Origin of the sequence: Halomonas citrativorans (genome assembly GCF_900163645.1) — a bacterium.
Classification (GTDB): Bacteria; Pseudomonadota; Gammaproteobacteria; order Pseudomonadales; family Halomonadaceae; genus Vreelandella; species Vreelandella citrativorans.
The window spans coordinates 223,204-235,510 of sequence record NZ_FUKM01000046.1 but is presented as its reverse complement, the minus strand read 5'-3'; the positions used below and the strand labels follow the sequence as shown (position 1 = coordinate 235,510).

General features: G+C 55.2%; 12 protein-coding genes. 7 read left to right on the top strand and 5 right to left on the bottom strand.

What is annotated here, in order from left to right; translation table 11 throughout:
* Positions 1 to 4: 4 nt before the first annotated feature.
* The 3 genes from CZ787_RS10905 to CZ787_RS18705 are packed head-to-tail and all read left to right on the top strand — an operon-like array spanning position 5 to position 1,714.
* The gene (locus CZ787_RS10905) at positions 5 to 823 is read left to right on the top strand and encodes a motility protein A (RefSeq protein WP_087109028.1); all 819 of its coding nucleotides are present in this window, start codon (positions 5 to 7) and stop codon (positions 821 to 823) included.
* Between the two features lie 4 nt (positions 824 to 827).
* Positions 828 to 1,499: an OmpA/MotB family protein gene (locus CZ787_RS10900; protein WP_087109026.1), complete on the top strand. Its 672-nt coding sequence runs from the start codon at positions 828 to 830 to the stop codon at positions 1,497 to 1,499.
* 23 nt (positions 1,500 to 1,522) lie between these two features.
* Positions 1,523 to 1,714, top strand: a complete 192-nt coding sequence (locus tag CZ787_RS18705; RefSeq protein ID WP_140398985.1) for a hypothetical protein — start codon at positions 1,523 to 1,525, stop codon at positions 1,712 to 1,714.
* Here CZ787_RS18705 and CZ787_RS10895 read toward each other — a convergent pair.
* The 3 genes from CZ787_RS10895 to uvrA form a co-directional block, all read right to left on the bottom strand.
* Positions 1,691 to 2,236 carry a hypothetical protein gene (locus CZ787_RS10895; protein ID WP_087109023.1) on the bottom strand — a complete coding sequence of 182 codons (546 nt, stop codon included), beginning with the start codon at positions 2,234 to 2,236 and terminating at the stop codon, positions 1,691 to 1,693. The genes CZ787_RS18705 and CZ787_RS10895 overlap by 24 nt on opposite strands.
* A 126-nt stretch (positions 2,237 to 2,362) precedes the next feature.
* Entirely contained in the window at positions 2,363 to 3,106 is a 744-nt protein-coding gene (locus CZ787_RS10890) for a Crp/Fnr family transcriptional regulator (protein WP_087109021.1), read from the bottom strand.
* A gap of 171 nt (positions 3,107 to 3,277) precedes the next feature.
* A complete protein-coding gene (gene uvrA, locus CZ787_RS10885) occupies positions 3,278 to 6,121 on the bottom strand; it encodes an excinuclease ABC subunit UvrA (protein WP_087109019.1) in 2,844 nt (947 codons plus the stop codon).
* A 169-nt stretch (positions 6,122 to 6,290) separates the two neighbouring features.
* Here uvrA and CZ787_RS10880 point away from each other — a divergent pair, with 169 nt between their 5' ends.
* The 4 genes from CZ787_RS10880 (at position 6,291) to CZ787_RS10865 (ending at position 10,135) form a co-directional block, all read left to right on the top strand.
* A complete protein-coding gene (locus tag CZ787_RS10880; protein ID WP_087109017.1) occupies positions 6,291 to 7,667 on the top strand; it encodes an MFS transporter in 1,377 nt (458 codons plus the stop codon).
* Positions 7,668 to 7,769: 102 nt separating this feature from the next.
* Positions 7,770 to 8,453 carry a single-stranded DNA-binding protein gene (locus CZ787_RS10875; protein ID WP_087109015.1) on the top strand — a complete coding sequence of 228 codons (684 nt, stop codon included), beginning with the start codon at positions 7,770 to 7,772 and terminating at the stop codon, positions 8,451 to 8,453.
* 51 nt (positions 8,454 to 8,504) lie between these two features.
* A complete protein-coding gene (locus tag CZ787_RS10870) occupies positions 8,505 to 9,395 on the top strand; it encodes a sugar nucleotide-binding protein (protein ID WP_087109013.1) in 891 nt (296 codons plus the stop codon).
* Positions 9,392 to 10,135, top strand: coding sequence for a lysophospholipid acyltransferase family protein (locus tag CZ787_RS10865; protein WP_087109011.1), 744 nt, complete (start codon positions 9,392 to 9,394; stop codon positions 10,133 to 10,135). Before CZ787_RS10870 ends, CZ787_RS10865 begins: the two co-directional genes overlap by 4 nt.
* 98 nt (positions 10,136 to 10,233) lie before the next feature.
* Here CZ787_RS10865 and fabB read toward each other — a convergent pair whose 3' ends face one another.
* Together fabB and fabA are read right to left on the bottom strand one after the other, a co-directional pair.
* Positions 10,234 to 11,451 (bottom strand): beta-ketoacyl-ACP synthase I, encoded by a 1,218-nt coding sequence (gene fabB, locus CZ787_RS10860; RefSeq protein ID WP_087109009.1) that lies wholly within the window; start codon positions 11,449 to 11,451, stop codon positions 10,234 to 10,236.
* Between the two features lie 12 nt (positions 11,452 to 11,463).
* Positions 11,464 to 11,979, bottom strand: coding sequence for a 3-hydroxyacyl-[acyl-carrier-protein] dehydratase FabA (gene fabA, locus CZ787_RS10855; RefSeq protein ID WP_087109007.1), 516 nt, complete (start codon positions 11,977 to 11,979; stop codon positions 11,464 to 11,466).
* Between the last annotated feature and the right edge of the window lie 328 nt (positions 11,980 to 12,307).

The window sequence follows — 12,307 nt, the reverse complement described above, 5'->3', positions numbered from 1 at the left end:
GTTGATGAACCCGTCCACGTTGATAGGTATATTCGCCAGTATGCTGCTGCTAGTCAGTGTGCTGTTCTTTACTGCGGAGTCCCCTGAAAGTTTTATCAATCTGCCGGGCCTGGCGATTGTTATAACCGGTACGCTGGCCGCTACTTTTATAAGCTATCCGCTAAAAGAGGTGTTACGCGTTGTACGCCTGGTAGGGCTTGTCTTTCGGCGTGAAAATACCTATATACGCGACGATATCAACGAGCTGGTCGCCATGTCCCGGCTATGGTTTAAAGGCGATGTGCGTGCAGTCGAACAAGAGTTGGAGCATACGCGCAATCCGTTTTTACGTACCGGTATTCAGTTAGTCATTGCCAATACCAAAGAAGATGAGATCTTCGACATGCTGCGTTGGCGGATTGCCCGGCTCAAGGCTCGCGAGCACGCAGAAGCTCAGATTTTTCGCACCATGGCGACCTATGCGCCAGCGTTTGGCATGATTGGCACGCTGGTGGGATTGGTTAATATGCTGGAAGTCATGGATGCCGGTGACCTGGATGTCATTGGCCCCCGTATGGCGGTGGCGCTGCTCACCACCTTCTACGGTATTTTGCTGGCGAATCTGGTGTTTAAACCCATCGCGGTGAAGCTAGAACGACGTACGGAAGAGCGCCTGATTACCATGAACATGGTGCTGGAAGGTATTTCACTGATCACCAAGCGCCGCCTGCCCTCTTTTATTGAGGAAACGCTAAATTCATTTATCGCCAACTATAACGATGAGATTCGCGATGCCACTATAAAGCCCCGGCCTGATACACCAAGCGCGACGGCAAAGGGCTAAGGCGATGCTGGATAGCAATACGCGCCATGCGCTGGAGCTTCCCGCCGGGCAGGGTGAAAGCGATGAGAGCTGGCTGACCAGTTATCTGGACGTGCTCACCCTGCTGATTACGCTGTTTGTTTTGTTGCTGGCTTTGGCTCCCCCCGGTGGTAATGAAGCACTTGAGGGGGAGGAAGCGTCCATGGCCAGCGTGATTAGCTCTCTGCCCCTGGCAACGCTTGCCACCGGCATTCACCCGCGCCATAGCGGGTTGCAGCCCCAAATGGCGGCATTGGATATTCCCGGTGTCAGCGTATCGCAGGGCCAGGAGGGCGTAAGGCTACGCATTGATGATAGCCTTTTATTTTCCAGTGGTGAGGCAGTGCTAACCTCTCTAGGCCAGGAGGTGATAGAAAGCCTTATTGATGTGTTCGCGGCCTTTGATGGTCAGGTTTCCGTTGAAGGACACACTGACAATCTTCCTATTGCGACCACTCGCTTCCCTTCCAACTGGGAACTCTCCGCCGGACGTGCGATTGCTGTTATGCGCCACCTGGAAGGTCAGGGCATCGCGATTTCTCGCATGCGGGCCGTTGGTTATGCGGATACTCAACCTATGGAGAGCAACGCAACACCTGAAGGGCGAGCTGCTAACCGGCGCGTTGAACTGTTGTTACGACAACAGCCAGAAGGGTGAGTGGACTACTCAAGGCTGGGGTTGTGTCTAAGCATTCCCTTCTGCTGCAGTCGTATGCTGCCCTGTTGGTGCTTAATGTCGATCGTCGGCGCATCCAGGCGACCAGTACAAACCTGGCCGCGCTGATGGGACTCTCACGCCAATCGGTAACGTTAACCCAATTGCTGGGGACGCGTTTAATCCAGCGGCTTTCAGGGCGACGCGGTTTCACATAGCGTTTGCATGCGCTCAATCGCTTGATCGGCGCCTTCAAGCTGAAACGTCATGTACCAGGGGGGCTGTTCGCCTCGATCAAACCCCAGGAAAAGTTGCTCGCCTTGTTCCATCTGATGCATTAGCGTCTGCATATCAGCAAGATAAAAGTGTACGTAAAAGCCGTTATCGCCTCGCTCGGTGATGAATTCTGCCATGGTATCTACCGCGGGCTGCTCGTCGATACGCAGCCGGGTCGGCACCAGGTTGACGGTTTTACTTTCGCCTTGCTGCTCCTCCAGCGTGACACGCACTTCAAGCCACGGTAAATCACACACGTTTTGGGTGGCATTCAGGCTGAGTGTCGCGTCGGAATAACTATGGGGTTCAACGGCGCGAAAGTGGTGCTCATTACCCAGCGTTAACGCCATTGATTGCCACTGGCCGTGCGACTGTATGTCCTCCATATTAAAGTTCGCCGCCTGTGTTAACGGGGCAATAAGTAGAAGGGTGGCGCTTGCCAAGGCTGTTGAATAGGGTGTCATATCAGCACATCAAGGTTGGGTAAGAAAAGCCCAGCGTTTATGACGGGTTTGCCCGCAGCAAAGGCGCCGGGTGCTTTCTATAAACCACTACCGTCCGTAGGCAGCACGTGGTAATGGTAGTGGTCACTAGGCAGAAAGTTCGAATAATGGCCTAACGTCGTCATTAAGATAACAGTCATCAAACTCGCCGACTGCCGCCAGTGCTTGAAGATCAGGAATCGTAACGTTGTGACGATCACGAAATACCAGACCTTCTTCGCTCAGCAAGCTAAAGGTGCGGCTAACATGTACAGGGCTTAAGCCCAGAATGTCAGCCAGCTGCTCTTGGGAGAGCGGGAGTCGAAGCTGCCCGTCGGTATGGCGATTGGTCTGGCGCAGTCTCAAATACATTTCGTACAGGAAGTGCGCTGTTTTTTGCCGAGCACTGCGTCGGGCAAGCGTTACTAATCGTTCGGTGAGCAGTGCCTGGTGACGGCTGGTGATCGCAAATACCACCGAGGTTAGTGGCACCGACTGACGAAATACGTCAAGCAGGCGTTTGTGCGGAAAATGACAGATTACGCCATCGGTAATCATGCGAACACTTTCCAGACGTTGCGAAAACGCGAACTCACGCAGGCCAATAATATCGCCAGGCAAATAAATTTCCAGAATCTGTCGATCACCGTTTTCAAGGTGGCGATAGGAGTAGGCCCAGCCACTTTTCAAGGTACAAAATTCGCCAGCCGGATCACCGAGTTCCCATAGCAGTGAGCCCGCTGTGATATCCGTAGGGCTCTCTTCCAGGGACGCTAACAGGGCTTTATCTGCCGTGCTTAATGAGCAGTAGTGGCTAAAGTGGTGAAGAATGCAGCTTTGATCTTCGCTCACAGCTTGATCTCCATGAGTATTGCCTAACAAATATCAAGTTATTTGGCGAATGACGATAAGCAATTAATCGCGCACTGCACTGCCCGATGACCTTGATACAGGGGCGAATCGGCTAAATTATGGCATAAAATCACGTTCAGGGTGGGCGCATGCCCACCCTGAAACGCCCGATTACGAAGCGGCGCGGTTGCCGCGTTCAAGTAGCGGAGAGAGAAAGCGTCCGGTATGTGAAGCGTGCTGCTTGACGATCTGTTCCGGGGTGCCTTCGGCGATGATTTGCCCGCCGCCGGAGCCGCCTTCCGGGCCCAGGTCGACAATCCAGTCAGCCGTCTTGATCACATCCAGGTTGTGCTCGATGACCACGATGGTATTGCCGTGGTCGCGCAAACGATGCAATACGGTCAGTAGCTGACGAATATCTTCAAAATGAAGCCCGGTTGTAGGTTCATCCAGGATATACAGCGTCTTGCCGGTGTCACGTTTGGCAAGCTCACGAGCAAGTTTGACCCGCTGCGCCTCGCCACCTGACAGTGTGGTGGCGCTCTGGCCCAAGCGGATGTAGGAAAGCCCTACATCCAGTAACGTTTGCAGGCGGCGCGCGATCGCTGGTACCGGGCTAAAGAACTCAAGCGCATCCTCAACCGTCATCTCCAACACTTCGTGGATCGTTTTACCCTTGTAGTGGATATCCAGTGTCTCGCGGTTATAGCGCTTGCCTTTACAAACGTCACACGGCACATAGATATCCGGTAAGAAGTGCATCTCGACCTTGATCATGCCTTCGCCCTGGCACGCCTCGCAGCGGCCACCCTTAACGTTGAAGCTAAAGCGGCCTGGCTTGTAGCCACGCGAGCGAGCTTCCTGGGTACCGGCAAACAGCTCACGGATAGGTGTGAAAATGCCGGTATAGGTGGCGGGGTTGGAGCGTGGTGTGCGGCCAATTGGGCTTTGATCAATATCGATCACTTTATCAAGCTGATCGAGTCCTTCGATTTTCTCGTAAGGCGCCGCCGTCAACGTTGTTGCGCGATTAAGCTCCCGCGCGGCAATCGGCATTAGCGTGCCGTTGATCAGTGTGGATTTACCCGACCCTGACACGCCGGTAATTGCAATGAACAGCCCCAGTGGCAGGCTGAGCGTTACATCCTGCAGGTTATTGCCAGTGGCACCACGTAGCACCAGCTGTTTTTCGGGGTTGCCGGGAATGCGGTAGGGCGGCACGCTGATCTCGCGGGTCCCCGTCAGGTACTGGCCGGTCAGCGAGTTGGGGTTGTCCATAACGTCCTGAGGCGTGCCTTGGGCGACAATCTCTCCACCGTGCACACCGGCGCCTGGGCCAATGTCCAGTACGTGGTCAGCGGCGCGAATGGCATCTTCGTCATGCTCTACCACAATCACGGTATTGCCCAAGTCGCGCAGGCGCTCCAGGGTTTTCAATAGCCGGTCGTTGTCGCGCTGGTGTAAGCCTATTGAGGGTTCATCAAGAATGTACATGACGCCCACCAACCCCGCGCCAATCTGGCTTGCCAAGCGAATCCGCTGGGCTTCGCCGCCGGAAAGGGTGTCGGCGCTACGCTCAAGATTCAGGTAATCAAGCCCCACGTTAACCAGAAACTCCAGGCGGACCTGGATCTCGTTAACAATCTTGTCGGCAATTTCGCCTTTGCGGCCAGGCAGGCTAAGCGTTGCAAAGTAGCGCTGCGCCTCGCCAATCGGTGTGCGCACTACGTCGGCGATATTTCGGTCATCCACAAACACATGACGCGACTCTTTGCGCAGGCGCGTACCGTTACACGTGGCGCAGGGCTGCATGGCAATGTACTTGGCCAGGTCTTCGCGCACCATGTTGGACTCGGTTTCCCGATAACGGCGCTGCATATTGGGCAGAACACCCTCAAAGGCATGCTCGCGAGTGACCTTGCGCCCTCGGTCGCCTACATAGGCAAAGGGAATCTGTTCATCACCGCTGCCGCTAAGAATGATGTCACGTTCGTGACGCGCCAAATCTTTCCAGGGCGTTTCCAGCTCAAACTGATAGTGCTTGGCGAGCGCTTGTAACTGAGTGAAATAATAAATATTGCGCCGATCCCAGCCTTTAATGACGCCTTCTGCTAACGAGAGCTCAGGATGGCTAATCAGCTTTTCAGGGTCGAAATACTGCTGTATGCCTAAACCATCACAGGTCGGACAGGCACCTGCGGGGTTATTGAACGAGAACATGCGAGGTTCAAGTTCTGACAAGGAATAGCCGCAGACCGGGCAGGCAAAGCGTGATGAGAACGTCATGTCTTCCTGCTCGCCGTCCATAAAATGAATCATGGCGGTGCCATCGGCGAGATTGATGGCCGTCTCAAAAGATTCTGCTAGGCGCTGGGCGATATCGTCGCGCACTTTAAAACGATCAACCACGACGCTGATATCGTGTTTTTTACGTTTATCCAGCGGTGCGATATCGTCAAGTTCCAGCACTTGGCCGTCGATTAACGCACGCACAAACCCTTGGGCACGTAGCTCGGCAAGCAGCTGTAAGTGTTCTCCCTTGCGGCCTTTTACCACAGGCGCCAACAGCATCAGCTTGGTACCCTCGGCCAGATTCATTACCTGGTCGACCATCTGCGAAATGGTTTGGGCTTCAAGCTCTTCGCCGTGCTCCGGGCAGCGTGGGGTGCCCGCGCGGGCAAACAGCAAGCGCAGGTAGTCGTAAATTTCGGTGATGGTGCCCACGGTTGAGCGCGGGTTGTGAGAGGTGGATTTCTGCTCAATGGAGATAGCAGGCGAAAGCCCCTCGATGTGATCCACATCGGGCTTTTCCATTATCGACAGGAACTGGCGCGCATAGGTAGAGAGCGACTCCACATAGCGCCGCTGCCCTTCGGCATAAAGCGTATCGAACGCTAGCGACGATTTTCCCGAACCTGATAGGCCGGTAATCACAATCAGCTTGTCGCGGGGCAGTTCCACATCGATCTGCTTGAGGTTGTGGGTGCGTGCACCCCTGACCAGAATGCTGTCCATCAACACCTCGACTCGCGCGGCAAAAAAGTAATTATACGTTTGCCACCCCCTCTCGGCAAAAGCGCTTTGTTATCCGTTAACGCAGGACGGCGTTTCCAGCGTGGTTGCAAACCGCTAGAATGGGGGGTTATCCGAGAAAATTACCTTATCCACCATACACAAGGGCATTATGCGCAAGGTTTCTGCACTGCTAATGGCCTCTGAGCGTCGTGCAATCAGCGGCTTGGCTGGGCTTTATGCGTCTCGTATGTTGGGGCTTTTCATGGTGTTGCCGGTACTGGCACTCTATGCCGATGCGCTTGAAGGGTCGACACCCTTGCTGGTGGGCTTTGCATTAGGTGTTTACGGGCTTACCCAAGCTGTACTGCAAATCCCCTTTGGTTTGCTGTCAGACCGCATTGGGCGTAAACGGGTTATCGCCTTTGGGCTGCTTGTTTTCGCCATAGGCAGTGTGGTGGCCGCGATGGCCGACTCCATCGGTGGGGTTATTATTGGGCGAGCCTTGCAGGGCGGCGGCGCGGTGGCGGCGGCCATCATGGCACTGCTTGCCGACCAAACGCGCGAACAGGTTCGTACGGCGGCAATGGCAATCATCGGGCTGTCGATTGGCGTCTCGTTTGGAATTGCCATGGTCGTGGGGCCTTGGCTTGCTTCTTGGGCGGGGCTTTCCGGCGTGTTCTGGTTTACGGCGCTGCTAACGCTTTTAGGGCTAGTAGTTCTGTGGCGCTGGGTGCCGCCCGCTCCTCGGCGGCTGCGCCACCGAGATGTGGGGATGGATCGTCAGCAGGTTAAAAGCGTGATCACGCGCCCTGATCTGTGGCGTCTGGATCTGTCGATTTTTACACTACATCTGGTGCTGATGGCTATTTTTGTCGCGGTGCCCTTTCGGTTGCAGGAAGCCGGCATACCGCTGGCGCGCCACGGTTTGGCGTACTTGGGCATTATGGGGCTTTCATTTGTCGCCATGGTGCCGCTCATGATAGTGGCCGAGAAAAAGCAGCAGATTAAAGTCGTATGCCTGTTGGCTATTGGCGCCATTACGGTAAGCCTGGGCGGGCTTGGGTCGCCGTTCTCCCATGGCCACTGGCTGTTTGTTGGGCTGTTTGTTTTCTTTACCGGTTTTAATCTGCTGGAGGCGACGCTGCCATCAATGCTCAGTAAGCTTGCTCCCGCTGGCGCTAAAGGCACCGCCATGGGCGTGTACTCTACAAGCCAGTTTTTGGGGGCTTTTCTGGGCGGTACGCTGGGAGGGCTATTGGCGAATGTGTGGGGCCTTGATGCCGTTTTTATCGGCTGTGCGGCACTGGCTCTGCTATGGTGGCTTGCGATGTGGAAAATGCCCTCACCACCGCCGCTCTCCAGCGAGGTGGTGGACTTAAATGATGCGCCGCCGGATACGCTGGATGTATTGATGGAGCGGCTGGCAGATGTTGTGGGCGTCGAAGATGTCATGGTGGTGCCCGAAGAACATCTGGTCTATTTAAAAGTGAATCGTCAGCAGCTTGATAGGGCGGCACTGGCCAGGCTGATTCCCCCCAAATCCTAGTGCGGCTGGCTGCCAGCCGTAGGCAATAATCAGTGACATCGGCAATGTAGGCATGATCGCGTCGATGCTTATCTATACGTAACACAATGGAAGGAGCGCCTTATGGCTCGCGGTATCAACAAAGTGATTCTGATCGGTAACCTCGGGCAAGACCCTGAGATGCGCTTTACGCCCAGCGGTACGGCAGTGGCCAACTTGAATCTGGCCACCTCTGATACGTGGATGGACCGCCAAAGCGGCCAGCGCCAAGAGCGTACGGAGTGGCACCGAATCGTGCTGTTTAATAAAACGGCTGAAATTGCCCAGCAGTATCTGAAAAAAGGCTCCAAGGTCTATATCGAAGGGCGCTTGCAAACCCGTAAATGGCAGGATCAAAACGGCCAGGACCGTTACAGCACTGAAATCGTTGCCAACGATATGCAGATGCTGGATGGGCGTACTGGCGACTTCCAAGGCGGCAGCGCACCGCAGAATAATTACGCTGGCAACCAGGGCGGTATGGCTCAAGGCGCGGCGCCTCAAGGGGGATACCCCCAGCAAGGCGGTGCTCCACAGGGCAATAACTTTGGTGGCCAAGGGAGTGGCAATAACAACCCGGGCAACCTGGGACAGGGCAACCCCCAGCAGGGCGGCCAGCCGGCTCCTCGCCCCCAACCTGCGCCGCAGCAGGGCCAGCCGCCCGCCCACCAGGGAAATGCTGCCCCTCAGCAAGGCCAACAGAACAGCAACTATGGCGCGCCTGATCCGGGCAGCTTTGACGATTTCGACGACGAAATCCCGTTCTAAAGCGGCCGATCAAGCCCATTACGCTATGTTCGTTGATAGAAGGGGTCTGTCTTGAAACTGCTAATACTGAATTCCGGGCACTGCTTAAGTTTGGCACTGGCCCGGGAAGTAAGCCGTCGTGCGGATATGGAGCTGGTGATTGAGCAGGACACCACCATAACGGCGGCGCAGTTACACGAGATTGCCCCGGATGCGGTGGTTATTCCACCGCTGGCGCAGCCGCTGAACATGACACCCGCCGAGGTAGGCGCACATGCCGATGCGGTTGACCGCTGCCTGGAGGCATGTCTTGCGCAGTCGGTGCCGCTGGTGTGGTGTGTTTCAGACCAGCTCTATGAGGATGGCTTTGATGAGCCTATCGACGAGCACGTAGTACCTACTCCGCGTGATGAGTGTTTGCGGCGCCTGGTTGCCACTGGTGACCGTATTCGGGCAGCGCACCAGCGCCATCTGATCATTCGTCTGGGCCCCTTGTTTGCGCTTGAAGGTAGCCACGCCTGGTTGAATGAAATGCTGGATAGCCTGGTGACAGGGCAAAGTGTGCGGGCCGCAGAAGATATCGTGTGCTGCCCAACGTCAGTCGATGCGGTCGCTATGGCACTGGTAGGTATGCTTCAGCAGCAGGCGTGTGGCGCCAACGCGTGGGGTGCCTACCATTTGGCAGGCACTGAACCTGTCAGTGTGTTTACGTTTAGCTCCATGGTGCGTACTCAGTTGGCAACGCATCTGGAAGGCCGCGGTGAGCAAATTGAGCTTGGCGAAGTCACGGCCCTTAATCATCATCACGATGCAAAACTGCGGCGTGTTTTAAATTGTCGCCGGGTATTGGATGTCTTTGGTGTGCATCAAAAGCCGTGGCGGTTAGAGGTGGGGCGTATGCTGGATGCCTGGTGTTTAACGCGTGATGGCCAGCAAGACGCTAGTACAGGAGAGTCCGTTTGACCAATGTGGTTCGTAGCCTGGTGTTTTATGCCGGGTACTTTCTTGCCATGCTGATTATTGGCGTGCTGTTTCTACCCATCGCCCCTTTTTTACCGTTGGCAGGCCGATACCGGCTGTTGAACCTGTATAACCACTTTTTAGTGGCCTGGTTTCAACTAGCCTGTGGGGTTCGCTACGATATTCAGGGGCGCGAGCGCATTCCGGATGGGCCTTGTGTGATTCAGGCGAACCATCAGTGCGAGTGGGAAACGGTTTTTCTTCAAGTCATGAAACCGCCGGTATGCACGGTGCTTAAGCAAGAGCTTCTGCATATCCCGATTTTTGGCTGGGGGCTGCGTCTGCTAAAACCGATTAGCCTGGACCGCTCCAAACCCGCGCGTGCCTTGAAACAGGTGCTAACTCAAGGTGTGGAGCGGCTAGGAACGGGTCTTTCAGTGCTGATTTTCCCGGAAGGAACGCGAGTCGACCCCGGTGTGCGTAAGCGCTATAACAAGAGCGGCAGCGTGGTGGCTTGCCGCGCAGGCGTGCCGGTGCTACCGATCGCACATAATGCAGGCGAACGCTGGCCAGGGCGCCACTGGGTGAAGCAGCCTGGGGTACTGCGGGTACGCATTGGTCCGCCAATTGAGACCGAGGGGCGTACACCCGATGAGGTGCTGGCCGACGTTGAAGCCTGGATAGAGGCGCAGTTGCAGGAGATTTCAGAGGTGCCGCGCCCGTCGACTAGCCAAAGATCCTGAGCCGATACAGGGCGGATAGCTCGCAATGAATAACGGCAAACGCTAACAGCAAAAACGGCGCCTTGACAAGGCGCCGTTTTTATTACTACTACAACGACTCAGCCGTTATAGCGCTGGAATACCAGGCAGGCGTTAGTGCCGCCAAAACCAAAGCTATTCGACAGGATGCGTTCAAGCGTCACATCGTCACGCCGTGTTGTCACAATGTCAAAACCGTCTGCCTGCTCGTCGAGGTGTTCAACATTGGCAGAGGCGGCAACAAAGTTGTGTTGCATCATCAGCAGTGAATAGATGGCTTCCTGAACACCGGTAGCGCCCAGTGAGTGGCCCGTAAGCGACTTGGTTGAGCTCATCGCAGGCGTGGAGTTACCAAACACGGTACGTACCGCTTTTAGCTCAGCTACATCGCCAACAGGCGTTGAGGTGCCGTGAGTGTTGATATAGTCAATATCCCCACTGACCGTGGCCATTGCCTGATGCATGCAGCGTACCGCGCCTTCGCCGGAAGGAGCGACCATGTCATGGCCGTCAGAGGTGGCGCCATAGCCTACTAACTCACCATATATTTTAGCGCCGCGGGCCTTGGCATGCTCCAGCTCTTCTAATACCAGCATGCCGCCGCCGCCAGCGATAACAAAGCCGTCGCGTGCCTGATCGTAGGGGCGTGAGGCTTTTTCAGGCGTATCATTGTAATGGGTAGAGAGCGCTCCCATGGCATCAAACAGGCACGAGAGGGTCCAGTGCTCCTCTTCACCGCCGCCGGCAAAAACCACGTCTTGCTTACCGAGCTGAATCTGCTCCATCGCGCTGCCGATACAGTGTGCCGAGGTGGCACAGGCAGATGAGATTGAGTAGTTCACGCCTTTTATTTTAAACGGAGTAGCTAAACAGGCTGAGACCGTGCTGCCCATTGTGCGGGTAACGCGATAAGGGCCAACGCGGCGCAAGCCTTTCTCGCGCATGGCGTCAGCAGCTTCGACCTGATTAGCGCTAGAGGCGCCGCCAGAGCCTGCAATAAGGCCGGTACGCTCGTTGGAGACCTGTTCTTCGGAAAGCCCTGAGTCTTCAATGGCCTGGGCCATGGACACATAGGCATACGCCGCAGCATCGCCCATAAAGCGGCGCAGTTTACGGTCGATAAGGGTGTCAAGATCGATATCGACACTGCCCGCGACATGGCTACGAAAGCCACGCTCAGCGTACTCATCCTTGAAACGAATACCGCTGCGCCCGTTTTGGAGCGAGTCCAGGACCTGTTGCTGGTCGTTGCCTAAGCACGACACAATGCCAAGGCCGGTGACTACCACTCGTCGCATGGGAGCCTCCTGTTAGAAATTCGCAGTAGAGGTGAATAGGCCAACGCGTAAATCATTAGCCTGATATATATCGCGTCCGTCGACCGAAACGGTGCCGTCAGCAATGCCCAAAATAAGTCGACGGGTAATAATACGCTTTATATTAATACGGTAAGTTACTTTTTTCGCATTTGGCATGATCTGGCCACTGAATTTTACCTCGCCACAGCCAAGCGCGCGCCCACGCCCCGGGTGACCCAGCCAACCCAGGTAGAAACCCACTAACTGCCACATGGCATCCAGGCCCAGGCAGCCGGGCATCACCGGATCACCTGGAAAGTGGCAGTCAAAAAACCACAGGTCAGGAGAGATATCCAGCTCGGCGATCAGCTCGCCTTTGCCGTACTCACCGCCTTCTTCATGAATGTGTGCGATACGGTCGAGCATTAGCATGTTGGGAGCTGGCAGCTGCGCATTACCAGGTCCAAATAGCTCGCCGCGTGAGCAGGCCAGCAGTTCTTCGCGATCAAAGGAATGTTGCTTGGTCACTGAATCGTTCCGAGTTTCAAAATGATTGTTGGCCGCGTGCGGCACCTATAGCCGAGTCGTAGCACCGGAGCATAGCACGGAAGTGCAGTGTCGAGACACGGCCCGCAAGGCCTAGCTAGTCTACTTCCCGAAACAGACGAATGCACGTAAGTCACTACTTATCACGTACATCGAACGTTTTTTTATTAAGTAATAGAGGTTTTAAGGTAAGCTTTTACGTCCCATCGGCATCAGTGAGTTGGTTTGGATAAACGGCTTATTAACGTTATATGCGTTATTCAAGCATTTGGCCCAGGGGCATAATGGGTATGCTGCTAGAAAATTATAT

What these genes read in the sequence shown, in the direction of transcription:
- fabB (WP_087109009.1), bottom strand. Translation starts at nt 11,451, where the DNA reads ATGCGACGAGTGGTAGTCACCGGCCTTGGCATTGTGTCGTGCTTAGGC.
- CZ787_RS10895 (WP_087109023.1), bottom strand. Translation starts at nt 2,236, where the DNA reads ATGACACCCTATTCAACAGCCTTGGCAAGCGCCACCCTTCTACTTATT.
- CZ787_RS10880 (WP_087109017.1), top strand. Translation starts at nt 6,291, where the DNA reads ATGCGCAAGGTTTCTGCACTGCTAATGGCCTCTGAGCGTCGTGCAATC.
- uvrA (WP_087109019.1), bottom strand. Translation starts at nt 6,121, where the DNA reads ATGGACAGCATTCTGGTCAGGGGTGCACGCACCCACAACCTCAAGCAG.
- CZ787_RS10905 (WP_087109028.1), top strand. Translation starts at nt 5, where the DNA reads ATGAACCCGTCCACGTTGATAGGTATATTCGCCAGTATGCTGCTGCTA.
- CZ787_RS10875 (WP_087109015.1), top strand. Translation starts at nt 7,770, where the DNA reads ATGGCTCGCGGTATCAACAAAGTGATTCTGATCGGTAACCTCGGGCAA.
- CZ787_RS10900 (WP_087109026.1), top strand. Translation starts at nt 828, where the DNA reads ATGCTGGATAGCAATACGCGCCATGCGCTGGAGCTTCCCGCCGGGCAG.